The sequence below is a fragment of the Asaia krungthepensis NRIC 0535 genome (assembly GCF_025995175.1).
In the GTDB taxonomy this organism is placed as follows: domain Bacteria; phylum Pseudomonadota; class Alphaproteobacteria; order Acetobacterales; family Acetobacteraceae; genus Asaia; species Asaia krungthepensis.
This window is the reverse complement of sequence record NZ_BAPV01000002.1, coordinates 38,129-64,442: the sequence shown is the minus strand read 5'-3', so window position 1 is coordinate 64,442 and position 26,314 is coordinate 38,129. Positions and strand designations below refer to the sequence as shown.

Sequence of the window (26,314 nt, the reverse complement as noted above, 5' to 3'; positions counted from 1 at the left end):
AGAAGGATCATGACAGGCTGGCCTATGCCTGCGCATAGGGATGCAACTGTGGCCGATCTGCCGCGCCTTGCCCGACGGCGAAGCTGGCACCAATAGCAAAGGCCGGGCGATTATCCCCGTGGCGATCAGCCTGCGGGGATGGTGATGACCGCGCCGGGTGAGTGGCTGGTCGCGGCAAGGGCAGCAAGGATCTGCATCATGGTGAAGCTCAGCTTGCTGCGGAAATCATCATCGCTGATCCAGTACCACCGGCCTCTGTAGCGCACCTCGTCATAATTATGTTCGGGCGCGGATTTGCCGGAATGGATCACCACATCGGGGCGCGTCTCAATGCCGACAGGACTAATGGTGGGCAGTGTCCGCGTGGCTCTGACGTCCTCCTCGGGTACGTCCATCTCATAGGCGATCTGGGAGAGCATGGCGAACATGGAGCGCGTGAGAATGGCAATCTGTCCCGGCACTTTCGGGTAGGGGCCATAAACGATTTCGGCTTCCTCGGCATGCGGGTCGAGATGCAGCAGACGACGTACCTCTGCCTGGATGGTTGTCAGGGCGGGGTCGGAGGTGGCGGTGAGCACCAGATAGGCGTGTTCGGGCTGCGTTCCCGATGGCTTGTTGGCCGAGCCGGAAGGCGGCTGGTCCCCTGTGGGTTTAGGGGCGTCGGTAGAGATGCGGATGGTCATGGCGCCCTGTACCTGCAACTGGCGCAGATCATGCAGCAGCAGATAGAAACGAACCGAACCGCCGCCAGTCGGTCCTGCACCAAGAGCACGGACATTGGACAATCCGTCGATCGACTGCGCCGTCAGGCGCAGGAGTGTGTCGATAGGCAGACCACCGAGGCTGAGCGGCATGATGACAACCGGTGAGATGGGCCGGATGACGTTCTCGGCGTATTGCTGCCCGGTCTCTGGCTGATAGGTGAAGGTCGGGCTCTCCTGCAGAGTGGCAGTGCCGCTGCCGAAGAGATAGCTGCCGACACCTGAAGGGAACGCGTTGAATCCGCCATTGATCGAGCGATTGAGCTGATAGCCCGCAATGACCTGTGTTGTATCGAGGAAGGTCGGTGGATCGGCATAGCGGATACGAATGATGTTGAGCAGCATCGCATGTTTTTCCGCCTCGCCCAGCGCACGCGAGTAATCGAGCTGGTCATGCGACAGGCGCGTGGGGCCAATCGTGATGCAGCCTGACAATAACAGGGGCAGGAGGCTGGGCAGCAGCGCGCGGAACACCCTGGGCAGAGGGCAGGAAAAACGAAGCGTGATCATGGGTGTCTCTGGCTTAGCGTATCCTTGGAGAGGGTTGCCAGCCCGTAATGATCGTTTCGCGTTTCTCGGGCCGGGGGAGGGGAAAGCTGAAGCACGGAGCCGATCGGGTCGCAGAGCTGGCGCACTGTATCTCTTCCTCTTCAGGGCTTGGGCTCCGCTTGTTTCAGGGCTGCTTCTGGCGCGACCTGATTGGGCGCCTGCTCTGCGGCCAGAATAGCGGCCAGACCTTCACGATAGCTCGGAAAGCGCCAGCGACGGTCGAGGCTCTGCTGGGTCAGGCGGCTTTCGACCACGCGGCGCTCTGACCAGAAGCTGCGTGCCATGGGGCTCAGGCTTTCCCAGGCCTCATCCAGAGACAGTCGCGGTGGCAGAGCAAATTTTCCCAGTCGGGCGGCTTCCTCAAACACCGCGGCCTGCGGGCTTGGCGTGTCATCGACGAAGTGCAGAATGCGGCATCCTGAGGCAGTGGAAATGGCAGCCATGGTGCCCTCGGCGATATCGTCTCGATGGATGCGGCTGAACAGATGGTCTGGCGCGTCGATCAGCCGGGCCTTGCCGGAGCGCAGCGTATCGAGCGCCGAGCGGCCGGGCCCATAGATCCCCCCCAGGCGCATGATATCGCAGGCGATGGATTTGCGACGGGCCAGTTCCTGCCATGCCTGCTCGGCCTCGACGCGCGCGCGGCTGCGCGTCTGGCCGGGTGAGACTGGCGTCGTCTCATCCACATGCGCGCCCTGACGGTCTCCGTAAACGCCGGTGGTCGAGTAATAGCCAATCCATCGCAATTTAGGGCTTTTCGACAGAAGGGCGGCGTATCGGAGAAAGGCGGGATCGCCCGACTCCGATGGCGGCGCGCTGATCATAAGATGGGTTGCCTCACCAAGCGCAGAACCCGCCTCATCGAAAGCGATCAGTCCCGATCCCTCTTCAGGCACGCGCTTTGTGCCGGTCACGTGCCAGCCTTGGGCTCTGGCAAGCGGTACGACGGCGGATGCTGAATAGCCCTGACCCAGAATAACAAGGTGAGGTGGCATGAAAGCTCCCATTCGCGCTTGACCGCTGACGCGGTGGCGCGCCAATCACACTGTATGAAACATGGTTTTGGAGCCTTGGCGATAGGAAGCGTTCTGGGAATGGGGATGGCGGCTGCCAGCCCTGCTCCACAGAACCTTGCCCAATGCGTGACTCCGCTCCCCGATACGCCCGATCTGGTACAGGAGGCAGCACAGAACTGGCTGCGCCATGGCGGCGGTGGCGAGGCCCGGGACTGTCTTGCTCAGGCCGATCTGGCGCTGGGCGCCTATCGCGAGGCGGCGCAGCAATATGAGACACTGGCCATGCAGGGCGGGCTCCGCAAATCCCTGCCTCTTCAGGGGCGGAGAGCCGCCCAGGCTGAGACACGGGGCGAGGTGGAGCGCGAGGCAGGCTATACTGCCCGGGCGGCGGAAGCGTGGTTGCTGGCGGGCGATGGCGCTGCGGCAGAACGGGCTGCGCGTCAGGCGTTGCTCGTTTCATCGTCATCGCCGGGCGAGGTGCGGTCCGATCTAACCTTGCTGCTGGCGCGCAGCCTGTCCATGCAGGGCCATTATGCGGCTGCCATAGAGGCGCTGGGGGTCCTGCCCGACAACGGCAAGAATACCGATCCCGTTCTGGTGCGGGCGCTCGTGCTGCGCGCCGGGGCCTATCGCCAGCTTGGGCGCAATGCCGATGGGCTGGTGGATGTCACCCGGGCCCTGACGCTTCAGCCCGACGATATCGAGGCCCTGCTAGAGCGCGGCATCCTCAATGTCCGCCTGACCCGCTACGCACAGGCCCGCAGCGACTGGGATCGGGTCATCGCACTCGCCCCGGACGGACATGAAGCCTATCTGGCTCGTCAGGACGAGGCTGTTCTGGATTCCGATCCCGATCAGGACTGACCGTCTTTCTGTCACTGTTCGGTATTCCGTCCTGCCCGTGCCAGAATTTCCCGATTACGCCGCGCCAGGGGTTTTGCCGGTTTCGACAAGGGCAACGACCTCGTCCCAATGAGGCGCAGACTCGGCAGCACCGAGGCGCGTGGTGGCCAAAGCCCCGCAAGCTGCGGCAAAATGCACGGCCTCGCCGAAACTCTTGCCCAGTGTGAGGGCGGTGGCCAGACCGCCATTGAAGCAATCACCCGCCGCCACTGTATCGATGGCATTCACGCGATAGGGCGGTACGAAGCCTTCCGACTCTCCGGAGCGATAATACACACCGCGCGCGCCCATCTTGACCAGGGCATGGGTGGCGCCCAGTTCCTGCAGCCTGCGTGCGGCCCTGGCTGCATCTTCCTGCGTTTCGGGATAAATTCCGGTCAGAAGCCGTGTTTCGGTTTCGTTGGGGGTCACGACATCCAGCGCCGCCCAGAGCGCTGCGGGCAGGCCGTCAGCGGGGGCAGGGGCCGGGTCGAGAATGACCAGCGTGTTGGCGCGTTTCGCTTCCTCGGCAATCTCGATGGTCAGGGCCAGCGGGATTTCCAGCTGCAACAGCACGGCTGAAGCCTCATGAATGAGCGCGCGATGGGCTCGGACATCGCTGCTGTCCAGTGCCATGTTCGCGCCGCCTGCAACGGTGATGATGTTTTCTGCCTTGCTGTCCACCGTGATCAGCGCCACCCCGGTTGGATGGTCGGGATCCTCGCGCAGGGCTGAGAGATTGACCCCGAACGGTGTCAGGAGGGAGCGGGCAAGCGTGCCGAAACTATCCGTGCCGGTGCGGCCCGCCATGAACACCTTCAGGCCGCAGCCCTGACCCAGGCGAGAGGTTGCGGCTGCCTGATTGGCCCCCTTGCCCCCCAACCCGGTAGCATAGCTTTCCGCATGGACCGTTTCACCGGGATGAGGAATGCGCTCAGCGCGCGCCGTGATGTCGATATTGACGCTGCCGAAGGAAAGGATGGAAGAGGGGCGGTCGGACATGAGCTTTTCCCTGATCGCCCTGCGGGCGGAAATGGTGCCACGAGGCTGTGTCTTCGCGGGCGATGCCTGAAGACGGACGCGTGAACGCATGGCGTATCATCGCGTCGCAGCCTCGGCTAGGATCGCGGCATGTTTCGCATTCTCGTGATCAAGCTCGGGGCTCTGGGCGATGTTGTTCAGGCGCTCTCTCCTTTTGCCGCCATCAGGGCCCATTGGCCCGAGGCCGAGATCGCCCTGCTCACCACCGCGCCTTTTTGCGCTCTGGCAGAGGCCAGCCCCTGGTTCGATCATATCCGGATCGATACGCGGCCGCGCTGGCATGACTGGCGCGGTCTGCTGACCCTGCGACGGGAACTGCGCAGCTATGATCTGGTGATCGACTTGCAGACATCCGGGCGGAGCACGCGTTATGCGCGGCTATCAGGACAAAAGGCCTGGAGCGGTATTGCCAGAAAGGCGGCCCATTTTCACGATAATCCCTGGCGCGATTCCATGCATAGCGTGGCGCGACAGCGCGACCAGCTCGCGCGTCTTGGCGTAGCGGAGCACAACGCGCCCGATCTGGAATGGCTGGGTCGTGGCGGGCCGGATCTGCCCGCACCCTACGCCGTCATCGTTCCTGGCGCCGCCCCTCACCGCCCTGCCAAACGCTGGCCAGAGGGGCATTATGCGGCTCTGGCCCGGCTTTTGCAGGCGCAGGGTCTGGCCGTGGTGGTGGTTGGCACACAGGCGGAGCGCGCGCTCGTGGATACGATAAGGGCGCAGGCGCCCGGCGTGATCGATTTGGCGGGTCAGACCGACCTGCCGGCCCTGGGTGGCGTATTTGCGCGGGCGACGCTGGCAGTGGGGAATGATACCGGCCCCATGCATCTGGCGGCAACCATGGGATGCCGGTCGCTCGTCTTGTTCTCGGGGGAGAGCAACCCGCGCCTGACCGCGCCGAACGGGTTGAGACCGGGTCAGGTTCGTGTTCTCGCGGTTGAGGATCTGCGAAAGCTTGACGTTTCCAGGGTTGCGGCCTGCCTGAACTGGGGCCATTAGAACAGCTCAACTTATCTCTTACGCCAGGAGCGCATCTCCATGCCTGCCATTACCCTGCCCGATGGTTCCGTTCGTACGTTCGACGGTGCCACGACCGGCACGGCAGTCGCGGCTTCGATCGGTCCCGGTCTGGCGCGTGCTGCCGTTGCGATGAGCCTGAATGGCAAGCTGGTCGATCTCTCGACCGCCATTGCCGAGGATGCGGAGCTGCGCTTCATCACGCGCAAGGACGATATCGTTCTGGAGATGATCCGCCATGATACCGCCCATGTGCTGGCCGAGGCCGTGCAGGCGCTCTGGCCCGGCACGCAGGTGACGATCGGCCCCTCCATTAAGGACGGGTTCTATTACGATTTCTTCCGCAATCAGCCTTTCACGCCCGAGGATTTCGAGGCGATCGAGGCCAAGATGCGCGAGATCGTCGCGGCCAATGCGCCGTTCGAGCGCGAGGAATGGAACCGTGACGACGCCATTGCCTTCTTTGAGGAGAAAGGCGAGCGCTTTAAGGCTGAGCTGATCCGCGATCTGCCCGAGAGCGAGACCATTTCGATCTATCGTCAGGGGGCATGGCTCGATCTGTGCCGCGGGCCGCACATGCGTGGCACGGGCGATATCGGCACGGCGTTCAAGCTCATGAAGGTAGCGGGTGCTTACTGGCGCGGCGACCACCGCAACCCGATGCTGACGCGCATCTATGGAACGGCCTGGCGCGACCAGAAGGAACTCGACGCCTATCTGCATCAGCTGGAAGAGGCAGAGAAGCGCGATCATCGGCGTATCGGTCGCGAGATGGATCTGTTCCATATCCAGGAAGAGGCGGTGGGTCAGATCTTCTGGCATGCCAAGGGCTGGCGTCTTTACACCGTGCTTCAGGACTATATGCGCCGTATCCAGACGCGCTACGGCTATGAGGAAGTGCGTACCCCCCAGCTTGTAGACCGTGCGCTCTGGGAAGCCTCGGGTCATTGGGATAAATATCGCGAGCACATGTTCATCGCGACAGTTGAGGATGAGGAAAAGACCCTCGCCCTCAAGCCCATGAACTGCCCCTGCCATGTGCAGATTTTCCGCCATGGGCTGCGCTCCTATCGCGAGCTGCCGCTGCGTATGGCCGAGTTCGGCGCATGTCATCGCTACGAGCCTTCAGGCGCGCTGCATGGGATCATGCGCGTTCGTGGCTTCACGCAGGATGACGCCCATATCTTCTGTACCGAGGAGCAGATTGCGGCCGAGACGGCGACCTTCGTGGCCATGCTCGATGAGGTCTATCGCGATCTCGGTTTCGAGAATTTCCGTGTGAAGTTTTCCGACCGCCCCGACGCGCGTGCGGGTGACGACGCGACCTGGGACAAGTCGGAAAAGGCGCTGAAGGAAGCCTGTGCCCTGGCGGGTGTCACCTTCGAGACCAATCCGGGCGAAGGGGCCTTCTATGGCCCGAAGCTCGAATTCGTGCTGACGGATGCGATCGGTCGCGACTGGCAATGCGGCACGTTGCAGGTCGATTTCATTCTGCCAGAGCGGCTGGATGCGTCTTATATCGGCGAGGACAGCGCGCGCCATCGTCCGGTCATGTTGCATCGCGCCATCCTTGGCAGCTTCGAGCGCTTCATCGGTATCCTGATCGAGCAGTTTGCAGGCAAGTTCCCGCTCTGGCTCGCTCCGACCCAGGTGGTGGTTGCCAGCATCGTGACCGATGCCGAGCCCTATGCACAGGATGTGGCCGCGAAGCTGCGTCGCGCCGGACTTCAGGTCGAGGTGGACGGACGCAACGAGAAAATCAACGCGAAGATTCGCGAACACTCGCTCGCCCGTGTTCCTGTCATCCTCGTTGTGGGTCGTCGCGAGGCGGAAGAGGGCAAGGTGGCGATGCGTCGTCTGGGTGGTGCTGCTCAGGAAATCCTTGCGCTGGATGAGGTGGTGGCGATCCTGGGTCAGGAGGCCATGGCTCCGGACATGCAGCGCCTGCAGGGCTGATGCGCGCGTTTTAAACGCGGAAACCTTGCAATCCCGGTGTTTCATGACTATGTCGGTGCACCGGGATTCCCGCAAACAAGCCGTTAATTTTGTCACGCTAAGGTGATGAAATCTTTGGCGCGGTTGCGCGTATTGAATTCCCGCCAGGCAGATTGTTGAAAACGTCGACAGGAGACGACCATAGCTAGACCACCGATGCAGGCCGCACCCACCCGTGAAGGGCCCCGAGTTAACGAGGAAATTCGTGTTCCTCAGGTGCGCTTGATTGACGCCGACGGCGAAATGGCTGGCGTCATGACAACGCGCGATGCTCTTGCACGCGCCTATTCGGTCGGGCTCGACCTTCTGGAAATCAGCCCGACGGCTGAGCCACCTGTCGTCAAGATTCTCGACTACGGCAAGTTCAAGTACGAACAGCAGAAGAAGAAGAACGAAGCGCGCAAGAAGCAGAAGGTCATTGAGATCAAGGAAGTCAAGGTGCGCCCCAGCACCAATGAAAATGACTACCAGGTCAAGCTGCGCGCCATGAATTCTTTCCTGGCCGAAGGCGACAAGGTTAAGGTATCGCTGCGCTTCAAGGGTCGTGAAATGGCCCATCAGGAGCTAGGCATCAAGATGCTTGAACGCATCCGTACCGAAATGGAAGACAAGGCGAAGGTCGAGCAGATGCCCAAGCTCGAAAATCGCCAGATGATCATGGTGCTTGCACCGCGCTGAGCAAGATGGTTGGGCTTTGTGACCCGATCGAGATGAAAAACCCCGGCTTCGCCGGGGTTTTTTTGTGGGCAAGCCAAGAACCGGACGGTCAACGTCGACCCAGGTCCGAATGGTCGGTCTATCAGCCGCGCTTTCCGTTAAACGGCTCCTGAGGCGATAGCAGGAAGGATAACGAGCATCCGACTCGTGCTGAGCCCCTGCGGCGATGCTCAGGCGCATTGAGTGGGAATGCCCGTTTCTCATACCCCCTTCGGCATTTTCTCGTGATCACCTCCTTAGATGCGCCGAGTTTTATCCAATACTGGTTTTGGTCCCGAAAAATGTCGCTGCCCTGGCTGCGCAGAGGGTCCGCTTGGGTATGGCAGATTATTGATTATAGATAACGTTTCATTGCGCATGGCTTAACGATGTTTCACATTTGTTGCTGCTCTATATCAAATAATACGTAAAACTTCATATCTTTTACGTTTTAATCCGGATAATTTGGCGATATCAATCATCATATACCAATACAGATCAAGAAAACTGGATAATTCATTCGAGCTCTGTCATGTATATTAACCTCACATTTCAGTGAGATTTTCGTCTGTAAATTAAGGGAATTTAAAGGCTGGGGGTGCAGACTGAGTACTGCCCAACGCGTACAGTTTCTTTTAACGATCAAAGAGAGTCGGATTAACGATGAATACGAATAATACAAAGACTCTGACGAATATTTACACGGACCCGAGTGTCGATGGTCCCAACCTTCCAATGAACACGCAACAGGTCGTCAACGGGCAAATAGTTTATAACGACACATCGTCTGAACTCCCCGGTGAAGACTCTCCGGACTGGGCCGTCATTCAGTGGAATGCGGCTTCGGCGTTCGATCCGCTGGTGGGCGATGACACGCGGGTCTGGGATAATCAGTTCGGCTATTCTGTCGGTCACTGGACGCAGGGATCGGCGACTTCCAGCTCCGGCAAGACCAGCTACAATGTCTACCGTGATCCCGATAATGGCCATTACGTTTATCAGCTGGCGGCGCAGGGCGGTCAGCTGCTTGATGTCCAGCTCTCGGCGGTGAAGGCAATCGACGGGCAGTATTCCTTCAATCACCAGATCACGGCGAACTTCACTCAGGGCATCAGCAATTACTCAGGATCGACCGGCACCTATCAGGCCGGCATCAATTTCACGATCAATTTCCATGGCCCGACCATGAGTTTCGGGCTTTTCCTGCAGTTCGAGACGGTCGATTACAAGGGGGTGCCTCAGACCTATGTCGCACTGCCCAAGTCACTTGGCGGGTCGATATATAATTTCACCGGTTCGCAGGCGGCCTATATCAATCCGACTCTCGCCTCGAATAACGGCGTCATGTACGACACGACGATCGACGTCAATCAGGGGCTGATGGCAGCCATCAAGGCCATTGTGGGATTGTACCCCAACCTGGCAGATGACGTGACGAATCTGAGCAACTGGTATCTGAGCGGAACCTATATCGGTGTGGAAACCATCGGTACCAGGCAGCAGACAGATGTAACCGGCAACTACAATGTCGAAGACCCGACAATCACCTACGATACTTCCAAGACTGTCAGTTATGCCGACCGCTCAACCACGGTACCGGTCGTCTCCATGACTCCCGAAAACAGCAGCACCCCCACACTCAACGAGGTCACCATGCCGAATGTCATCGTCAAAGGTGTCAACAACACCGTCTATGTTCCTTACACTTCGACCGACACGGCTGGCATGATGGCGAAAACCTACGCCTCCAGCATCCAGACATTGCTGGCAGCAGGGTCGCTCGATAACAGCATTCTCTCTACCGGCTCGAACAGCTATGTGTCGGGCAACAAGGCGTCGCAGGCGATCATCGACACCGCGGGAACCTATGGCGTCTCGGGAAATTACTCGAATATCGTCATAGCCTCGACAGACACGACCAGCCTGAATGGCGCGGTGACGCTGGATGCCACGCAGAATACGGCCAATTATCTGAATATCGTTTCCGGTGATCAGTACGGCTCGACGGTGACCGTCGGAAAGGCGTCCGGCAGCTTTGCGGGAACGCAGGGCAACAACGCGTTCAATGCCTCGAGTTCTGCAGGCAACTGGAATATTGCCACTGGCGTAGGCAATGACACGATCTATGGTGCGCAGGGCACGAACACGATTACCGGCGGGACGGGCTATAATGTCCTGTATCTCGGCAAGTCGAACAACATCGTCAATTCGGTCGGTCAGGACACGATCTATGGTGCGGCTGGCGCAATCGATACGGTGTCGCTGCAGGGCGGCAGTTCGACCGCCTATCTGAAGACGAACGCCGCTGTCATGGACTTTTCGACCGGAAACAAGATCACGGTGGGCGATAACAGCACGGTCTATGGCGGAACGTCCTCGGTTGTAAATGTGAGTTCCGGTTCGGCTACCGTTACTGGAACACAGGGCGATACAATCTCAGCGGCAGGCAATCTGCAGGTTGTCCATGGCAGCAATCAGTCGATCAGCGTGAGCGGGTCGCTGAATTTCATCTCCGGCACCGGGCAGACGGCTATCTCCGCAGGGAGCGGCACGATCTACGGTGCAGACGGCCTTGTGGCGACACTCAGCTCGGCCTCGCGCCTGCTCTTCACGGCCAACCAGCCTTACACGACCGGCAACCAGACGATCGACGGTCGCAACGTCGCAGGAGGGCTTTCGGCCTGGACGGGAGCCGGCCAGCAGACGGTGATCGGCGGAACGGCATCGGACCAGTTCTTCTTCGGTACGGCCTTCACTGGAACATCGGATGCGTCAGCTTCGGCAACCGTCACCGGCGGTTCAGGGGCGGGTAATCTATTCGGTATGCTCGCGAACCACACAGCCGGGAATTTTACGATCACCGATTTCCGTGCCGCAAATAATCAGTTCTTCCTTTATAATTACAAGCCGACCAATGCTGCGGCGGCTGCACAGTCCATCCTGAACACGGCAACGGTCTCAGGTGGAAACACATCGGTCATGATTGACGGCACGGCGAAGATCACCTTCCTCGGCGTGACCGATCTCAAGACCTCCGATTTCAGCATCAGCTGATCGGCACCCGGGCAGGTTGCCCCATCCGTCGGGTGGGGTACCGGACGGAAGAGAGGTGTGGCCCGAGATTCTACGCGGCTGGTCTTTGTTCATTGAGGCGAGGGCCTGAGAAGAGCCCTCATCTCTGCGACTGTCAGTAGCGCTCGATTATTCAATGTAAGTCTGGCTCCCTTGCGAAACGGAAGGCTGGGACAATGATCTCTCGGATCTGAGCGATCATTTCGTCAGTTCCAGCTCTGATCCGGGCTGATGGGCAGGAGGCAGTTCCTACCCGGTTTTCTCTTCCTTCTGAAGCAACGCGGCTAAAGCGCCTGGCTTTATCCACCGCGGACGCGTCAGCACATCACACAAAGCGATCGGTTTTCGGCATGGCGCGGGGCGAAGGGATTTTCGCGCTATCTCTCAGAGACGCGCCGGAGTTTGGTCGACGGTATTCATTGCGGGTTACTGCTGCGCGCTCCGCCCTTGAATCGGGCTATCGTCTATGGTGGCACGACCGGCTGACTCCGAAGCCAAATCGGAACACATTCTGACGTTACGCTTCCATGGCGCGGAGGGGAGTGGGCGCTTACTGATAGTCATACCTTGAAATCCGGCGCTGTGCGGAAAGCCTGGTATGTGAGGTCCACACTCATCGAACGTACCCCTGCGAGGGAAACTAACACGTCGCTCACGTATCATTTTGTTACAACTGAAATTCCCGCGGTTGAATGTCAGGGTGTCTGACGAATAGCGCGTTAACGCAGTAGGCCAGGGGCAGAGTTGGCGCTCTCGTTATGGCACCAAGGAGAGCGCTGTCCCGACGGGGAAGGCCCGCCGCGACTGTTTCGTCGATCTGTCCATTAGTGATCCGCCGTTCCTAAAGCGAGAGAACTCCCCCTGAGCGCCGCACTGGCGGAAACGCGGGCGTTATGATGCACTGAACGAGGCCATCGCGAGATCTGACTGTGCGGAATTATGCTCCAGACGCCGGTAATCGCGGGTTGATAGCGACGTCGAGGCACAGTGCTCTTATTTGCCCCATGTCTCGATCTGCGGTCGTCGGAACGCCCTATGCGCGGCCTCAACGGTGGGGAAGTAGCTTAGGATGTGCTCCCCCAAAGAAGCGCTTCCCGATTGAGCGTGCGCGCATCGTCGTAGGGCCTGAATGCGGACCCTCTGGGAGGCCATGGCAATATTTTCGGGGAGTGGGTGGCGGAGAGAGTGGGATTCGAACCCACGGTACGCTATTAACGTACACACGCTTTCCAAGCGTGCGCCTTAAGCCGCTCGGCCATCTCTCCAGCGCGGGCGGACCATATCAGTTTCTGATGGTCGCGCAAGGGCCATGACCTGCGCTTCTGGCGTTTTTGACGAAGTTTCGTATCAGCTCGGCTGATTTCTCACCCGGTCGTGTTTCGACGCCGGAGGAAACATCTACGGCAGGTGCGCCGCTTTGCAGGATAGCCGGGCCGACATTCTCCGGTGTCAGTCCACCAGCCAGCATCCACGGCACCGTGGGGCGCCAGTGTCTGAGGATAGACCAGTTCAGAGCCACGCCGTTACCGCCGGGATTGGCAGCGTTCTTGGGTGCGCGGGGTTCAATGACGTAGCCGTCAAATTCTGCATCGGCGGGGAGATCGTCCGCCGTATGCACGGCGCATGAAAGCCAGACCGGCTTGCCGAAGCGTTGTCTTATGGCTTGTGCTCGCTCGGGCGTATCGTAAATCTGCAGTATGTCGAGATCGATTTCATCAAGTGCGGTCTGGATCGTCTCGTCACTGGCCTTGACGAACAGACCGGTCAGCCGGGGCAGTGATCCCTTGTAGCTGCTGACAAGGGCGGCGGCTTGTGTTGGGGTCAGATAGCGTGGCGAACGCGAGAAAAAGACGAGACCGATCCAGTCAGCGCCAGCTTGTGCGGCTACCTGCAGGGCCTCGAGATCCCGCACCCCGCAGATCTTGACCCCGATATGGGGAAGTGAGGCGGGGTAGGACGATAATTCAGGCTCCTTGCCCGTCATGCTGAGGCAAGTTCAGCCTGGATCGCTGCAGCTGCAGCAGCCGGATCCGCTGCCTGTGTGATGGGGCGACCCACCACAATCCAGTCAGCGCCAGCCTGAGCGGCCTGACGGGGCGTCATGATGCGCTTCTGGTCGTTCGCATCCGTTCCGGCGGGACGGATTCCCGGGACGACCAGCACGGGAGCGTCGCCCAGTGCGTCGCGCAGGGGCGCGATTTCCTCAGCGGAACAGACCAGACCGTCGGCGCCAGCCATCATGGCGAGGCGGCCCAATCGAACGACCTGCTCGCGTGGCGATGCCTCGATACCGATCTCATGCAGGCCTGCCTGATCGAGACTGGTAAGAACGGTGACAGCGAGCAGAACGGGGCGATGTAGCGGGGGGTACGCGGCGTCGATCGCCTGTCGGGCGGCCGCGATCATGGCGGAACCGCCACTGGCATGGATGGTCAGCAGCGACGCGCCGAGAGGGGCCAGACTCGTCAGGCCTTTGGCCACAGTGTTGGGTATGTCGTGCAGCTTGAGGTCCAGAAACAGGGGGCGATCGCCCGCAACCTGGCGAAGCGCATTCAGGCCCTGTGCATAGGTGAATTCCATACCCAGCTTGATGGCATCCACATGCCCGTCGAGTGCCTCAGCCCAGGCACGGGCTTGTTCAAGGCTCTGCGTGTCGAGGGCGGCAATCAGGCGGGTACGTTTCATCATGGGACTCATAGCAGGCTGAAGGGCGTGACGGGCATTGAGGCCGTGACGCCGGGTGGTTCAGGGCGTCACTGTGTGAGGAGCGACGGTTGCGTCGTAAGGCGCGCGGCTCGGATCTGTCGCGATTGTCAGACGATCGATACGCTGGTGCAGTTCAAGCACCTGTGTCTCAAGGGCGCGCACCTGCTGCTCCGCCTTGCGGGCCCGTGAGCGCTGTTTGATCTCGCCAATGAACATCACGAAGCCCCCGATCAGGAAGCTGGCAACGCCAACACCCAGCACGAGCATGCCCACGGCAAATTGCCATCCGTACGAGACAATCCACAAGGGCTGCGGGTCCGGGTTGCTCAAAGCAAAAGTGATGAGCACGACAAGAAATACGACGATAACGAGCAGGCGAACCATGAGTAACATCCCATCTTGACGGGTTATCGACGCAGAAACGACGGACCGTGGTTTGATCGTATCGCCTTAGCCCGGGTTCCGGTCAGCGGCAAGGTTTGTTGCTTTTTCTTGACGCTGGGCCCGGCTGCATGGTGGCGTGAGGGTCAGATCACGGTCGATCGACGGGGGTGTGTCAGCTAATGTCCCAACTCTTGATGTTCAGGGCCCCCTTGCCCAACACGGATCGTCTTTGGGCGGTAATGGCGTGGCAGGGGCGGAAAAGCCGGATTGCCAATGTCCATGCGACGCGTGAGGCAGCGCAGGCCGATTGTGCCTGGCGCAGTCGTCAGGTGCAGGAATATCGCCAGTTTCTGGCCTCTGAGCAGCGGGCCCCCTTGCGTTACGATGTGAGGCAGATCGCACGGGCGGAACTGCCTAAAAGCTGGTCCCCCTTACCGGCGCTCGGGTTTCTGCGCGGGCAGGGGTTCTGAAAGCTGCCGCGCAAGGGAAACGATCAAGGCGGTCTATTTTGAAATATGGCCGGAGGGCTGGTTTGAGGTTAGGTGTCTGGTCTTGTCATCTCAGTCATGACAGAAGCAGAGCAGAATAATGCTTGCCAAGCCAAAGCATAGACACTGAAAGACACAAGAGGAAACAGAGCGATATGCCAAAGCGTGACAGCGTGGAAAAGGCGGGACGTACGGATCAGGCTCCCCTAGAGACGCTCCTTGTTTCTGGCGCCCATTATCTGAAATCATCCTCCATGACGTCCATTGGTACGCCGGAAGTCTTCTTCAACTTGCCAGCACGGCCGCATATCGGGCTGCGGATCGATGTGAATGCCCGCCAGCTTGGCGAGGACCAGCCAAATTTTGAGGTCAATCTTACGTTGCAGGGTGCTGGTTATCGCACTTCCCCAACCACGGATGCGCCTGAGCCGGAATCCCTTTATCGGATCGAACTGGTCTATTCCGGTGTCTTCACCGTCCAGAACGCGCGGTCCGACATGCTTGAAGCCCTTCTCCTGGTCGAGGCGCCGCGTCAGCTCTTTCCTTCCGCACGGCATCTGCTGCTGACGTTCATCCGCGAGTCCGGATTCCCGGTGACCAACATCCAGCCTGTCGATTTCCACGCCCTCATGCTCAGCCGCCAGGCTCAGCTCTGAGCGATTTCTGCAGTTCTGACACAGCCGGACCGGAACGATGACCCTTACCGTTGACATCCTCACAGCATTCGGACCCGGTGATGAGCCACGCGCCCATACGCCGCTTTGGGCTGTCTTCGACCCGGACTGGTATCGTGCGCGTTACAGGGATGCGGTGATCGAGATGGCAGGAAGCCTTCCCGATGATCGGGGGCTATACGAATTCTGGCTGCATAATGGTGCGCGTTATGCCCATTCACCGAACCGCTATTTCGACGAGATCTGGTATCGACGCGCCCATTTCGACGTCGAGAACGGTATCAGAATGGGCGTTTTCGATTCGGGCTTCCAGCATTACTGCGAGACAGGTCATCGCGGACGGTCTTGCCACTGGCTGTTTTCCGAAAGCGACTATTTCAGTCTCAACCCTGATCTGACCCCGTCCATGGTTCGGGATATGGGGTTTGCCAATGGCTTCGATCATTATCTCAATTTGGGCCAGACCGAACGCCGGGTGAGTTCGGCTTTCTTCTCTCCTGATATTATGCGTCGCGAGCTTCAGCAGCGCCGTCTCGGGGGTGATCTGGCGGAAGGGGAGTTCACGCGATTCATTTTGTCCCGGGATATCGGTACGATACGAACGTCATGGTATTTCGACCCGGTCTGGTATCTCGAGACGTATCAGGACGCTGTGGCGCAGATCGAACGCGGGGAATACGCCTCGGCGCTTCATCATTATCTGTCCAATGATAATCCGACGGGTTATCTGCCCCATCCCTATTTCGATGAAGCCTATTATCTGGGCCGATATGACGATGTGGCAGGGCAGATCGCCAATCGCGTTCTGCGCAACGGTTATGAGCATTTCGTGCGTTTTGGTCTGTTCGAGGGACGCAGCCCTGCGCCAGGTGTGGAGCTCCCGCCGTACGCCCTCGCTGGAGGGCCGCCTGACTGGCAGTCGATCAGCAGCAACGCCTTCATCGACCATATCAGGCGCGAGGGGGAAGAGGCGGAAACACTGACCATCGCTCCCCCGTCGCTCGGTCAGCTGGCCCATCTGCAGGCTCTGCGTGCAGAGACCCTGCTGCCGCTGCTGGCGCGGTCACCGCTCGATTTCCGGTATATCGGACAGCCAGAGCTCAGTGTCATCGTAACGGCTCCGGCTATCTTCCCGGATCTGCTGCAAACCCTTGTCTCTCTGCATGAGAGCGGCGTGGGTGACATGCAGGTTATCGTTCTGGACGATGCCGGGCGCGATAACCCCATGCCAATCGAGCGATACAGCTATGGTGTCGAGGTGGTGCCGCAGCTGGAGGGTGGGCTCCAGCAGGGCTGGCTGCGGGCTGTTGCACAGGTGGCAGCGCCCCGGGTCCTCATGATTGAGGCAGGGGCGTGCCTCTTTCTCGGCGCGCTCAGTGATGCCGTACATGCTTTTGCAGAGCAGGACGTGATTGCTGTCGCACCACAGGCTCTTGGGTTTGATCTGCGCGTGATGGAAGCGGGCCTCACTGTGGCGCGGGATGGGGCCTGTTTTCCTGCGGGTGCAGGCGCGGCGGCTTTTTCGGAGAGCGTCAATTTCGCTCGGGCATGCGATGGCGTGAGTGGTGGCGCCATTCTGTGCCGAACTGACACGCTGCGCCTCGTGCCGGTTCCTGCTCACGGGGTCGAGACGCTGAGAGCGAGGCAGCACATCTGGGCGGCCCTGTCACTCGCGTTGAGGAAGACCCAGAGAGGGGCACGAATGCTTTATGTGCCCGGCTTCGTTCTGCGTGTGCCAGACCGTGAGCCAGTTTCCGAGGCCCTTCTCAGGCAGGAGATGCCGGTCCTGCGTCAGAGCTTCAGCGACCTTCTCCGGGGGAACCCGCCGCACCGCCCCAGCGATGCCGCAGCGATTCACAGGCCAGTACGCTGGGGGCGCCGCGTGCTCGTGCTCGGTCGGAAGCCGGATGCCGCGGCACGGGGTGAAGAGATCGACCGGGTGATGGCGCTCGGACGTTATTTCGTCGAACAAGGGATGCAGGCGAGCTTCTTCCTTCTCGATGGGGGGCAGGAAGGAGAGAGCAGGCCGGGTGCCGATCCGCTGCGGACTCTCTTGCCGGAACTCTGCGAGTATCGTCGCGGGACGAAAGCAGCGCTCGAGACGCTGATCGGACAGCGGCGACGGGGTTTCGATGTCATCTGGATCATGGGGGGGAATACGCTCAATGCGGTATTCCCGATCCTGCATGATCATGCGGCTTCCCTCCCGGATGAGGGTTTCATCCTCGATCTTCGCCGGATAGAGGCACTGCAACGGCGTCAGGACGCGCAAGCGCCGACAATCAATCAGCCTCCTGTGGACGAAAAAACCTTCGATGATGCCTTGGCAGCAGAAATTGCCAATGCATGGTTCTGTCAGGATCTCGTCGTGCAGAATGCCGCTCAGGCTGAGATCCTTGAAAAGGCCGGTCTGAACGGATTGAGGATTCTCGGTGATGATCTGCCGGTCAATCAGGGCGCCCCGTATGAGCAGCGTCATGATCTGGTATTCGCGGCCGGCCCGGCAACGCAGCCAGGCTATTCCCTCAAATTTCTGAAATGGTTCGTGCGTGATGTGATGTCACGGGTCAATGCCCGGATGCCGCAGAGGGTTCGGCTCTTCCTGGCTTGTGACGACACGCGCTCCCGCGAGTTGTCGATGATTACGCATCATCAGAACGTCGCTTCGCTGGTCGAGGGGCAGGTCGGTCTGGCCAACTTGTCGGCAACCTGCCGCCTCATGATTGCGCCGGATGAAAGACCGGGTTTCGTCTCTCTGGCACGGCAGCAGGCTGGGGGAGCGGGTCTGCCTGTCGTCATCGGGGGTGAGCACGGTTTTCCCGGCGCGCGCGCTGTCACGCTCGATCCGGGGCAGTTTGCAGAGGCGATCATCAGCCTATATCAGGATCAGGAGACATGGCAGCGACTGTCCGATGAGGCGATGCAGCAGGCGAGAGCGATGAGCCAGACCTATCGCGAAACCCTTGCTGGCCTGCTTGGACAGAGCATGGTGAAGGAAGAAATGCGTGACTGACAACACGGCGAGCGTTCTGAGGCAGGTCGATCAGGATCTGGAAAAAAGCCTGGAACGGCTTTTTGCTCTCCTGCGCATCCCGAGTGTTTCGGCACAGCCCAGACACGCCGCCGATTGTCGCAATGCTGCCGAATGGTTGCGTACCGAGATGGAAGCGCTGGGGTTCGACGCCAGTGTGCGCGAAACCCCGGGCCATCCGATGGTGGTGGGGCATGACCGCGCTGCCGGTTCAGGCCCTCATGTGCTGTTTTACGGTCATTATGATGTCCAGCCGACCGATCCGCTTGCCTTGTGGAAGAGCGATCCGTTCGATCCGAAGATCACCACAGAGGCCGATGGTCGCAAGATCATCGTGGCGCGGGGTGCCTCTGACGACAAGGGACAGCTCCTGACCTTCATTGAGGCCTGCCGTGCATGGAAAGCGGTCCATGGCGCGTTGCCTCTGAAGATTTCCATCCTGATCGAAGGTGAGGAAGAAAGCGGCGGCGCGAATCTCATGCCGTTCCTCAAGGCGAATGCAGAGGAACTCAAGGCCGACGTGGCTCTGATTTGCGATACCGGTATGCCGGATCGGCGTACCCCGGCCATCACGACAGGTCTTCGTGGGCTGGTTGGGGAAGAAGTGGTGATCGAGTGCGCCACGCATGACCTGCATTCAGGTATGTTCGGCAATGCCGCGCGCAATCCTGTCGAGCTTTTGTGCAAGGCCCTTGGCAGCGTACGCGATGACCTGGGTCGGGTGCTCCTCCCCGGGTTCTACGACAATATTGTCGTTCCTTCAGATGCGGTGCGCGCCCAATGGCGGGCGATTTTCCCCGATGATTCGCTCACCCTCAAGCCGGTCGGCCTGTCGAAGGCAGCGGGCGAGGCTGGCTTCACCGCGATCGAGCAGATCTGGGCGCGGCCCAGTTACGAGATTAACGGGATTTCGGGTGGCTATGAGGGCGACGGTTTCAAGACCGTGCTCCCCGCCCGCGCCATGGCCAAGGTGTCATTCCGCCTCGTGCCAGGACAGGATCCGATTGCGATTCGCGAGGCATTCCGTGCTCATGTGCGTGCCGTACTTCCTGAAGATGCCAAGGTCAGCTTTACCGAACACGGTGCCTCGAGTGGCTTTGCCGTGCCAGAAGACGGTCCTTTCCTGAGCACGGCTCTTGCGGCACTGGGCGAGGAATGGGGTGTGAAGGCGGTATCCATCGGGTGCGGCGGGTCGATTCCTGTGGTCGCCGAGGTGAAGGAGGCCCTCGATATGGACTCGCTTCTCGTCGGTTTTGCTCAGGATGATGACCGTATCCATTCGCCCAACGAGCAATACGGTGTCGAATCCTTCCATAAGGGGATCCGCTCCTGGGTACGCATTCTGGATGCGTTTACGACCCGTTAAAGGCTGAAGGGGGCGTCATGCTGCCTGCACTGACCATGGGCGATCCCGCAGGGATCGGTCCCGAACTGACCGTCAAGGCGTGGGAAATCCTGCGCAGGACCGGCGACGCTTTTCTATGGATCGGCGATCCGGTCCTCCTGGGTGAAGCACCGTTCGAGATTGTCGGGCATGCGGAGCAGGCCGCTTCGATTTTCCCCTCAGCGATACCCGTCATGCCTCTGACCCTGCCGGGTTCTGTGACGCCGGGCCAGGCCGATAGCGCCATGGCAGGCTGCGTGATTGACGCGATCGAGACTGCAACACGTCTCGCGATCACCGGGCAGGTCAGCGCTATCGTGACTAATCCGATCAGCAAGATTGTTCTCAAGCAGGGCGGCTTCGCCTTTCCCGGGCATACCGAGTTTCTGGCCTCGCTATGCGGCGTGGAGGGCGAGGAGATCATGATGCTGGCGTCTCCACGTCTGCGCGTGGTGCCGGTCACGGTACATGTCAGCCTGCGTGAGGCGCTCGACAGCCTCACGACCGACCGGATCGTTCATGTCGGCGCGACCCTTGCAGAGGCGCTGCGTCGGGATTTTGGCCTGATGGCACCTCGTATCGCTGTGGCGGGTCTGAACCCCCATGCAGGGGAAGGCGGGGTGATGGGGCATGAAGAACAGACGATGATAGCGCCAGCAATCGAGGCCATGCGGCAGGCGGGTATCGATGCGAGCGGACCTTATCCTCCCGACACACTATTCACCGATCTTGCCCGCCCGCTCTACGATGCCGCCTTGTGCATGTATCATGATCAGGCCCTGATACCCCTGAAAACCCTCGACATGGCTAGCGGCGTCAATGTGACGCTGGGCTTGCCTGTGGTCAGGACATCGCCCGATCACGGGACGGCTTTTGCCATCGCCGGGCAGGGAAAGGCCGATCCGGCAAGCCTGCTTGCCGCAATGCGAATGGCGCGTGACCTCGGCGCAAGACGCGCTGCAAGCAAGGAAGTACAATCTTGATCAGGCTCGGCGTAAATATCGATCATGTCGCCACCGTGCGCAACGCTCGCGGTGGACTGCATCCTGACCCGGTGGGGGCTGCGCTGCTAGCCGCCATGCATGGGGCCGACGGGATCACCGCCCATTTGCGGGAAGACCGCAGACACATACGCGATGAGGACATGATCCGGCTGAGGCACGAACTCACCGTGCCGCTCAACTTCGAAATGGGTGCTACTGAGGAAATGGTCGCCATGGCCTGCAGTTTGCGTCCTCACGCATGCTGCCTCGTACCAGAGCGCCGTGAAGAGGTGACGACAGAGGGGGGGCTCGATGTGGCAGGTCAGGCGGACGACCTGCGAGGCAAGGTGGCGCGTTTACGAGACGCTGGGATAAGGGTTTCTCTCTTCATCGATCCCGATCCGGCTCAGCTCGAGGCATCTGCACGCATCGGTGCGCAGGTGGTCGAGCTTCATACCGGCGCTTATGCGCACAACCCGGGTGAAGATGAGTTCCGGCGCCTGTATCAGGGTGCGGTAGCGGCCACAGAGCACGGGCTTGAACTTCACGCCGGCCATGGTCTGACTTACGGAAATGTCGGGCGTGTGGCTGGGCTGCCCGGTCTTGCCGAGCTTAATATCGGGCACTTCCTGATCGGTGAGGCGATCTTCACCGGGCTGCCCGCCGCGATCGCCCGCATGAAGCAGGAAATCGCAAGCGGTGCGCTGTTCAAGGCCGTGGTACGATGACGGGCTTAGTCTTATCCGTGTAGTTGGGCACGGTTTCGCCCGACTGTTTGTTGTAAGTGGCTGTCGTGCTCTGGTTAGGCGCTGCGGGCGAATGGAAAGCCGAGACAGGGCCGAACGGACCCCCGCTGACCTTGCGCATGCTGGCCTCGGGCTGTCTGGCGCAGCCACGGGTGATGATCGAGCAGATCCCGTCTGATCCGATGATCTCGTCGTCATCGCCCGCGTAATGCACTTCGGAAACGCGATCATGATCCAGACGAATGATCGCCTTGCATGTTGTGCCAGCACCGCCCAGAGTAACCTGGGTTATGTTCAAGAGTTGTTGAACGGGAATGATCGTCGAGTCACTTGCGGTGGGCAGGTTCATTGTCGCAGTATACTGATAAATCTGCGTGGTATCATTGAGGGTCTTGGTCGAGGCCGGGATTCCGGCGCAGGCTTGCAGATCGTTCGACGTCATGCCGATCATCGCAAGCTGCGCTCTGTGAGCTTCGCGCGAGTCAAAATAGCCGCAGCCGGAGAGAGCCATGAGCGGCAATACGCTCAGGGTGAGACGCAGGGTGGAAGTCAACGATATTCCTCGATGCGATGAAAGGGGCAGGGAACCTGACAGGGTTCCTCATGACAACAGAACTTGATGGGATAAGTTCTGTCTGCCTGCTCGCTTCCAGCGATTCAACGTCTGGAATGTAACCTTAACGCATTTACACACGCCTCACGTTGCAAAGCGAACGTGATGTCGTGCGTATCAGCAATCAGGTGGGCAACCTGATGCTTCCATCGCGCTTCTCCTGCCCCACAGATGGCCTGTCCCGAATAGGGGCTATGCGCTACGGGAGAAAGAACCGCCAGCCCTGCCAGAGCATCCTTCTGCAGACGGGCTCTCAGGGCGTGCTGCATTGCCACCGTTTCGAAACGAGGCGTGTAGTCCAATAGAGCCCGCAGCATGGCTGGGCTCAGGGTCGGGTCATTATTGGCAATGTCCTGCTCAACTTGGGCCCAGTCATGACTGAGCGTCAAATTCCAGGCGACAGTGCGGGGACCGTCGCTGGAAATCTGCCGTGACAGCGACTGGCCGAAATGGGATGGCAGTGCGGCTGCGCTGACAGAGGCGATCGGTGCGGCAGCGAGGGCTGCAAGGGCGAACAGGACGCGGAACATGGCTCTCCCTGGGCAAGGAACGGAAATGTGAAGCCTGGGCACGAATCATGGCAGGACCATGGCCATGGGAGGGAATTTTGTGACTCGCTCAAAGGTGGTTCCGCAGGGGGGCAGGATGCTCTACAGATCGCTCAACTTGATAAAGTAGCTGGAGTACCCATGGCCGTGATCTCACCTTCAGAGCTGACCCGTCTGCAATCGACACTGCGTCGTCTGCTCGGTTCAGCCGACCTGACCGTCAATCCGCCCGCTAGGGTTGGCCATACAGTTGAACTGGCCGTTAAAGGCGAAGTGATTGGCACCGTCCATCGTGACGATGACGAAGGCGAGATTTCCTACGCCATTCACATTACTGTTCTCGAGGAAGATCTTCCGCCGGCCTGAGTGCTGGGGAGCGCCTGATAAAACAGAAGAACGCCCGCAACCCTTGTTCCCTGTCTGGAGCAGGGAAAGGTTTGACGGGTGCTACACCGGAACGGGCCGACAGACCGATGCGTTGAGATCGGAAATCGGGCCGACTGGCATGACCATTCGTGAGAGTATTCCAACTGGCGCTGTATGGATGACAAGGCATTCCGTACATGGCGGCAGATCATTCTCGCGCGCGGCCGATAAGGGTCGACGATCAGGATTTTGGTTAAACGCCAGGCCTTGGGCTGGTTGACCCCAAAACTGAACTGTCGGTCCGGCAAGAGAGGATCAACCGCCAATGGCTGAAGCCATGCGCAAGAGCGTCGCCGTCATTATCCCGTATTATAACGGCGCACGCTACATAGAGCGTGCTATCAGAAGCGTGCTGGAACAGACAGTACCAGCTGACGAGTTCCTGATTATCGATGACGGGTCCAGTGAAAGCGAACACGAGGCGTTGCTGGCGGTGGCGGAGCCCCTCGGCGTCCGGGTGCTACGCAAGGAAAATGGCGGACAGGGAAGTGCGCGTAATCTCGGCGTAGCCTCGACCCGGGCAGACTATATCTGCTTTCTAGATCAGGATGATTTTTTTCTCCATCATCACATTGCCCTGCTCATTGAGCAGGTCAGGGATCAGGACCCGCATTTTGGCTGGGCATATGGCGATCTCATGGAAGCCGACGAGGACGGCCATGTCATCGCTTCATCTATCGCTGCTCGATACAGTGCCCATCCCAAGCACTCCATTGAGGAGATGCTTGAACGTGACATGCATATCCTCCCTTCTGCTTCGATCATCAGCAGACGGGCATTCGAGGCTGTTGGGGGGTTCGATACCCAGTTCATGGGATATGAAGACGATGATCTGTTCCTGAGGATATTCAGGGAAGGGTACACTAATTACTTTTTCCCTGAGGCGGTAACAGTCTGGTGCATCAATAAAAACAGTACCTCATACAGCATACGTATGAGCAGAAGCCGTATGCGATACATCCGCAAACTGTGTAAGATGTTTTCGTCTGATCCTGAACGTCTGAGTGTTTACATGCGGGATCTCGTTTTTCCGCGGTTTATGACGGTTTTTGCTGTTGAAGCGTTCAAATCGATCTATTTTGAACGGTCAGAGCACGAGCGGCGTATGGCAACCCATCGTGACGAACTTGTTGCGATGGTCGACGAATTTACCGCTCTGATACAGGCGCATACACGCCTGCGTATCGAGGATCGTTTCAAATCACGGTTGATCCGAGCCTTATTGCGTCCCAGATCGAGGCGTCTCCTTGTTGTTCCCTACGCCGCAGCGCGCGTACTTCGCCGCATGAAACTGGGTTTCAGGCGGCGCTGAAGCCTCAGGGCGCTTGATTGAGCCGCTTCAGGCTGATTTAGGCAGATCGATCTCTGTGATCTTCCAGCGCCATTGCTCGAACTTCATGTGTACAATGGCCGGCTTCTGGCCGGGCGACGTCACGAGTCCTGCCTCAAAACGCAGCGGCGAAACGAAATGGGCAGAGAGTCGGCTGTAAAGCTCACGCAGGCTGGGTGCGACCCGATGAGCGGGCATTGCCGTCATCTGCGTGGCGAACGTCATAATGAGATCGGGGGTCAGACGCGTGTCGATCGCGTGGGAAACGGCGCCGGAGGCGAAGGACGAACCGAAATCCGGCAGGTCGTCTGCGGCGGGCGGCGGGCCGATGAGAGCATCGATCGCTTCAGCCTTCAGGCTGGTCGTCAAGGCGCTCCAGTCGATATGCTGAGCAAGAGTCGTTGTATCATGGTTGCGCAAAGCCGACGAAAGCGACCACAGGGCAAGATAAGGGGAAAGAGCATAGATGCAGATCAGGGCTACGGTCATTGCGCCCAGAGCATGAGGCAAGCGCTTTGCAGACGGCCAAGGGAAACGTCCGGGAAATGTTGTGAGGTCGGCGGGAAAACCTGCGGGATCTCTCATTTCTTCTTCTCTGCAACTGGCAAAAGGGACGTGGGCGCACGGTCATCATGCGTCGTTATCGATCAAGCCGGTAACAAGCCTGGTTCCGGGTGGCAAAAGCCTCTGTATTCTTCGGTGAATGAGGCTATGCTACGAGATCAAACAGGCTTTTGTCATCTAAATCCTGAGAGCCGCTGAAGTTTTCTTCCTGATCCGGATTTACGCCGCAAGATGTCCAACGAACTTCCTGATCTGAGCTTCTCTGACGAGGCCGTCCTTCGTTATTCCCGGCATATCCTGCTGCCTGAAGTCGGGGCTATCGGGCAGGGACGTCTGCGCGACTCGTCAATTCTGGTGATCGGTGCCGGGGGATTGGGCAGTCCCCTGGCGCTCTATCTTGCAGCAGCGGGGGTGGGGCGCATCGGGATTGTCGATCACGATATTATCGAACTCAGCAACCTGCAGCGCCAGATCATCTTCGAGACGCAGGATGTTGGCCAGAACAAGGTCGACCGGGCAGCATCACGTCTGACCAATCTCAACCCCGAAATTGAGATCGTTACCTATCCGGTGCGGGCGGACCGAAGCACGCTACCGGGTCTTATAGGGGCCTATGACCTTGTCTGCGACGGATGCGATAATTTCCAGACTCGCTACGCCGTGGCTGACCAGTGCTGGGCAGCGGGCAAGACGCTGATTTCAGGTGCAGTGCAACGTTTCGAGGGCACATTGTCGACGTTCGCACCGCGCAAGGGTGGCCCCTGCTACCGATGTCTGTACCCTGATGCCGATGCTCAGGATGCGCCGAGTTGCGGCGAGGCCGGCATTTTTGGGTCGGTGACTGGCGTGATCGGGTCTCTCATGGCCACCGAAGCCCTGAAAGAGCTGCTCTCGCTGGGCACCTCGATGCGCGGTCATGTCCTGCTCTGGAATGCGCTGGATGCTTCGTTTCGACGCTTCGATCTGCCACAGGACCCGGAATGTCCCTGTTGCGGCAGTGGGAGACAGCCTTGCGCATGATGGCAATCGTTTTGGCGGACAGGTCCTTCGAGAGGGCTCATCACGCTTTTGTGCTTGCAGCAGGCGCTCTCGCTTTGGGGCGCGAGGTGGTGCTGTTCGCCGGTGGGTTGAGCGTTGAGGCTTTGAGGCTGGACTGGTCAGGTCTGGACGGTGCCTGTCTCGACGAACAGTTTCAGGAGCGTGGTGTGGCAGGGTTTGAGACCCTGCGTTCAGCTGTTTTGGAGCTGGCAGGAGAAGTGCTCGCCTGCGAAGCCGGCATGAGGGCGGCTGGGATTGGCAAGGCAGATCTGCTTGAGGGAGTACGGATCTGCGGTGTGACCAGCTTTCTGGAATGCACCGCCGATGCGCAGATAATCAGTTTGTAAGGGCTACGCCCTCTTGCCCC

At 59.5% G+C, this 26,314-nt stretch carries 24 protein-coding genes and 1 tRNA gene; 15 read left to right on the top strand and 10 right to left on the bottom strand.

Annotated features, from left to right (window positions below):
* Positions 1-125: 125 nt before the first annotated feature.
* Complete coding sequence (locus AA0535_RS01005) at positions 126-1,271, bottom strand: hypothetical protein (RefSeq protein WP_264814014.1); 1,146 nt, start codon at positions 1,269-1,271, stop codon at positions 126-128.
* Between the two features lie 140 nt (positions 1,272-1,411).
* Positions 1,412-2,305 (bottom strand): Rossmann-fold NAD(P)-binding domain-containing protein, encoded by an 894-nt coding sequence (locus AA0535_RS01000; RefSeq protein WP_264814013.1) that lies wholly within the window; start codon positions 2,303-2,305, stop codon positions 1,412-1,414.
* A 105-nt stretch (positions 2,306-2,410) separates the two neighbouring features.
* Between AA0535_RS01000 and AA0535_RS00995 the strand changes: the two genes are divergently transcribed.
* On the top strand, positions 2,411-3,190 hold the full coding sequence (locus AA0535_RS00995; RefSeq protein WP_264814012.1) for a tetratricopeptide repeat protein: 780 nt from the start codon (positions 2,411-2,413) through the stop codon (positions 3,188-3,190).
* Between the two features lie 54 nt (positions 3,191-3,244).
* On the opposite strand, the gene rbsK is transcribed toward AA0535_RS00995, so the two are convergent.
* A complete protein-coding gene (gene rbsK, locus AA0535_RS00990; protein ID WP_264814105.1) occupies positions 3,245-4,210 on the bottom strand; it encodes a ribokinase in 966 nt (321 codons plus the stop codon).
* A gap of 129 nt (positions 4,211-4,339) precedes the next feature.
* On the opposite strand from rbsK, the gene AA0535_RS00985 reads away from it, so the two are divergent.
* From AA0535_RS00985 to AA0535_RS00970, 4 genes are all read left to right on the top strand, one after another.
* On the top strand, positions 4,340-5,251 hold the full coding sequence (locus AA0535_RS00985; RefSeq protein WP_264814011.1) for a glycosyltransferase family 9 protein: 912 nt from the start codon (positions 4,340-4,342) through the stop codon (positions 5,249-5,251).
* A 39-nt stretch (positions 5,252-5,290) separates the two neighbouring features.
* The gene (thrS, locus tag AA0535_RS00980; protein WP_264814009.1) at positions 5,291-7,225 is read left to right on the top strand and encodes a threonine--tRNA ligase; all 1,935 of its coding nucleotides are present in this window, start codon (positions 5,291-5,293) and stop codon (positions 7,223-7,225) included.
* A gap of 195 nt (positions 7,226-7,420) precedes the next feature.
* Positions 7,421-7,942, top strand: a complete 522-nt coding sequence (infC, locus tag AA0535_RS00975) for a translation initiation factor IF-3 (RefSeq protein WP_023979861.1) — start codon at positions 7,421-7,423, stop codon at positions 7,940-7,942.
* 753 nt (positions 7,943-8,695) lie between these two features.
* Positions 8,696-11,014: a beta strand repeat-containing protein gene (locus tag AA0535_RS00970; RefSeq protein WP_264814008.1), complete on the top strand. Its 2,319-nt coding sequence runs from the start codon at positions 8,696-8,698 to the stop codon at positions 11,012-11,014.
* A gap of 1,192 nt (positions 11,015-12,206) precedes the next feature.
* On the opposite strand, the gene AA0535_RS00965 is transcribed toward AA0535_RS00970, so the two are convergent.
* The 4 genes from AA0535_RS00965 to AA0535_RS00950 form a co-directional block, all read right to left on the bottom strand.
* Positions 12,207-12,297, bottom strand: a tRNA-Ser gene (locus AA0535_RS00965).
* A 17-nt stretch (positions 12,298-12,314) separates the two neighbouring features.
* A complete protein-coding gene (locus AA0535_RS00960) occupies positions 12,315-13,016 on the bottom strand; it encodes a phosphoribosylanthranilate isomerase (RefSeq protein ID WP_264814007.1) in 702 nt (233 codons plus the stop codon).
* Complete coding sequence (pyrF, locus tag AA0535_RS00955; protein WP_264814006.1) at positions 13,013-13,720, bottom strand: orotidine-5'-phosphate decarboxylase; 708 nt, start codon at positions 13,718-13,720, stop codon at positions 13,013-13,015. The genes AA0535_RS00960 and pyrF overlap by 4 nt, the downstream gene beginning before the upstream one ends.
* Before the next feature lie 57 nt (positions 13,721-13,777).
* Positions 13,778-14,122, bottom strand: coding sequence for a LapA family protein (locus AA0535_RS00950; protein ID WP_264814005.1), 345 nt, complete (start codon positions 14,120-14,122; stop codon positions 13,778-13,780).
* A 179-nt stretch (positions 14,123-14,301) separates the two neighbouring features.
* On the opposite strand from AA0535_RS00950, the gene AA0535_RS00945 reads away from it, so the two are divergent.
* The 6 genes from AA0535_RS00945 (at position 14,302) to AA0535_RS00920 (ending at position 21,410) form a co-directional block, all read left to right on the top strand.
* Positions 14,302-14,592, top strand: coding sequence for a hypothetical protein (locus AA0535_RS00945; protein ID WP_264814004.1), 291 nt, complete (start codon positions 14,302-14,304; stop codon positions 14,590-14,592).
* 173 nt (positions 14,593-14,765) lie between these two features.
* Positions 14,766-15,266, top strand: coding sequence for a protein-export chaperone SecB (locus AA0535_RS00940; RefSeq protein ID WP_264814002.1), 501 nt, complete (start codon positions 14,766-14,768; stop codon positions 15,264-15,266).
* Positions 15,267-15,303: 37 nt separating this feature from the next.
* Positions 15,304-18,297 carry a glycosyltransferase gene (locus AA0535_RS00935; protein WP_264814000.1) on the top strand — a complete coding sequence of 998 codons (2,994 nt, stop codon included), beginning with the start codon at positions 15,304-15,306 and terminating at the stop codon, positions 18,295-18,297.
* Positions 18,290-19,681, top strand: a complete 1,392-nt coding sequence (locus AA0535_RS00930; RefSeq protein ID WP_264813999.1) for a M20/M25/M40 family metallo-hydrolase — start codon at positions 18,290-18,292, stop codon at positions 19,679-19,681. Before AA0535_RS00935 ends, AA0535_RS00930 begins: the two co-directional genes overlap by 8 nt.
* 17 nt (positions 19,682-19,698) lie before the next feature.
* Positions 19,699-20,682 carry a 4-hydroxythreonine-4-phosphate dehydrogenase PdxA gene (gene pdxA / locus AA0535_RS00925; protein ID WP_373319248.1) on the top strand — a complete coding sequence of 328 codons (984 nt, stop codon included), beginning with the start codon at positions 19,699-19,701 and terminating at the stop codon, positions 20,680-20,682.
* Positions 20,679-21,410: a pyridoxine 5'-phosphate synthase gene (locus AA0535_RS00920; protein WP_264813998.1), complete on the top strand. Its 732-nt coding sequence runs from the start codon at positions 20,679-20,681 to the stop codon at positions 21,408-21,410. The genes pdxA and AA0535_RS00920 overlap by 4 nt, the downstream gene beginning before the upstream one ends.
* Here the strand turns inward: AA0535_RS00920 and AA0535_RS00915 are convergent.
* Positions 21,391-21,939, bottom strand: coding sequence for a hypothetical protein (locus AA0535_RS00915; RefSeq protein ID WP_264814103.1), 549 nt, complete (start codon positions 21,937-21,939; stop codon positions 21,391-21,393). The genes AA0535_RS00920 and AA0535_RS00915 overlap by 20 nt on opposite strands.
* A gap of 146 nt (positions 21,940-22,085) precedes the next feature.
* A complete protein-coding gene (locus AA0535_RS00910; protein ID WP_264813997.1) occupies positions 22,086-22,571 on the bottom strand; it encodes a hypothetical protein in 486 nt (161 codons plus the stop codon).
* Between the two features lie 159 nt (positions 22,572-22,730).
* On the opposite strand from AA0535_RS00910, the gene AA0535_RS00905 reads away from it, so the two are divergent.
* Positions 22,731-22,955 (top strand): DUF3126 family protein, encoded by a 225-nt coding sequence (locus tag AA0535_RS00905; RefSeq protein WP_264813995.1) that lies wholly within the window; start codon positions 22,731-22,733, stop codon positions 22,953-22,955.
* A 325-nt stretch (positions 22,956-23,280) separates the two neighbouring features.
* Complete coding sequence (locus AA0535_RS00900) at positions 23,281-24,327, top strand: glycosyltransferase family 2 protein (protein ID WP_264813994.1); 1,047 nt, start codon at positions 23,281-23,283, stop codon at positions 24,325-24,327.
* Positions 24,328-24,354: 27 nt separating this feature from the next.
* Here the strand turns inward: AA0535_RS00900 and AA0535_RS00895 are convergent, their stop codons facing one another.
* Positions 24,355-24,834 (bottom strand): DUF2939 domain-containing protein, encoded by a 480-nt coding sequence (locus tag AA0535_RS00895; protein WP_264813993.1) that lies wholly within the window; start codon positions 24,832-24,834, stop codon positions 24,355-24,357.
* A gap of 306 nt (positions 24,835-25,140) precedes the next feature.
* Between AA0535_RS00895 and AA0535_RS00890 the strand changes: the two genes are divergently transcribed.
* Both AA0535_RS00890 and AA0535_RS00885 read left to right on the top strand, forming a co-directional pair.
* Positions 25,141-25,929: a HesA/MoeB/ThiF family protein gene (locus tag AA0535_RS00890; RefSeq protein WP_264813992.1), complete on the top strand. Its 789-nt coding sequence runs from the start codon at positions 25,141-25,143 to the stop codon at positions 25,927-25,929.
* Positions 25,926-26,294, top strand: coding sequence for a hypothetical protein (locus tag AA0535_RS00885; protein ID WP_264813991.1), 369 nt, complete (start codon positions 25,926-25,928; stop codon positions 26,292-26,294). The genes AA0535_RS00890 and AA0535_RS00885 overlap by 4 nt, the downstream gene beginning before the upstream one ends.
* Positions 26,295-26,314: the final 20 nt, after the last annotated feature.

Bases quoted from the DNA above. Each gene is read 5' to 3' on its own strand.
- AA0535_RS00960 (WP_264814007.1), bottom strand. From the start codon at position 13,016: ATGACGGGCAAGGAGCCTGAATTATCGTCCTACCCCGCCTCACTTCCC.
- AA0535_RS00915 (WP_264814103.1), bottom strand. From the start codon at position 21,939: ATGGCTCTCTCCGGCTGCGGCTATTTTGACTCGCGCGAAGCTCACAGA.
- rbsK (WP_264814105.1), bottom strand. From the start codon at position 4,210: ATGTCCGACCGCCCCTCTTCCATCCTTTCCTTCGGCAGCGTCAATATC.
- AA0535_RS00950 (WP_264814005.1), bottom strand. From the start codon at position 14,122: ATGGTTCGCCTGCTCGTTATCGTCGTATTTCTTGTCGTGCTCATCACT.
- pyrF (WP_264814006.1), bottom strand. From the start codon at position 13,720: ATGATGAAACGTACCCGCCTGATTGCCGCCCTCGACACGCAGAGCCTT.
- AA0535_RS00895 (WP_264813993.1), bottom strand. From the start codon at position 24,834: ATGACCGTAGCCCTGATCTGCATCTATGCTCTTTCCCCTTATCTTGCC.
- AA0535_RS00935 (WP_264814000.1), top strand. From the start codon at position 15,304: ATGACCCTTACCGTTGACATCCTCACAGCATTCGGACCCGGTGATGAG.
- AA0535_RS00910 (WP_264813997.1), bottom strand. From the start codon at position 22,571: ATGTTCCGCGTCCTGTTCGCCCTTGCAGCCCTCGCTGCCGCACCGATC.
- AA0535_RS00985 (WP_264814011.1), top strand. From the start codon at position 4,340: ATGTTTCGCATTCTCGTGATCAAGCTCGGGGCTCTGGGCGATGTTGTT.
- AA0535_RS00970 (WP_264814008.1), top strand. From the start codon at position 8,696: ATGAACACGCAACAGGTCGTCAACGGGCAAATAGTTTATAACGACACA.
- AA0535_RS00905 (WP_264813995.1), top strand. From the start codon at position 22,731: ATGGCCGTGATCTCACCTTCAGAGCTGACCCGTCTGCAATCGACACTG.
- AA0535_RS01005 (WP_264814014.1), bottom strand. From the start codon at position 1,271: ATGATCACGCTTCGTTTTTCCTGCCCTCTGCCCAGGGTGTTCCGCGCG.
- pdxA (WP_373319248.1), top strand. From the start codon at position 19,699: ATGCTGCCTGCACTGACCATGGGCGATCCCGCAGGGATCGGTCCCGAA.
- AA0535_RS00885 (WP_264813991.1), top strand. From the start codon at position 25,926: ATGATGGCAATCGTTTTGGCGGACAGGTCCTTCGAGAGGGCTCATCAC.
- thrS (WP_264814009.1), top strand. From the start codon at position 5,291: ATGCCTGCCATTACCCTGCCCGATGGTTCCGTTCGTACGTTCGACGGT.
- AA0535_RS00945 (WP_264814004.1), top strand. From the start codon at position 14,302: ATGTCCCAACTCTTGATGTTCAGGGCCCCCTTGCCCAACACGGATCGT.
- AA0535_RS00900 (WP_264813994.1), top strand. From the start codon at position 23,281: ATGGCTGAAGCCATGCGCAAGAGCGTCGCCGTCATTATCCCGTATTAT.
- AA0535_RS01000 (WP_264814013.1), bottom strand. From the start codon at position 2,305: ATGCCACCTCACCTTGTTATTCTGGGTCAGGGCTATTCAGCATCCGCC.
- AA0535_RS00890 (WP_264813992.1), top strand. From the start codon at position 25,141: ATGTCCAACGAACTTCCTGATCTGAGCTTCTCTGACGAGGCCGTCCTT.
- AA0535_RS00995 (WP_264814012.1), top strand. From the start codon at position 2,411: ATGGCGGCTGCCAGCCCTGCTCCACAGAACCTTGCCCAATGCGTGACT.
- AA0535_RS00940 (WP_264814002.1), top strand. From the start codon at position 14,766: ATGCCAAAGCGTGACAGCGTGGAAAAGGCGGGACGTACGGATCAGGCT.
- infC (WP_023979861.1), top strand. From the start codon at position 7,421: ATGCAGGCCGCACCCACCCGTGAAGGGCCCCGAGTTAACGAGGAAATT.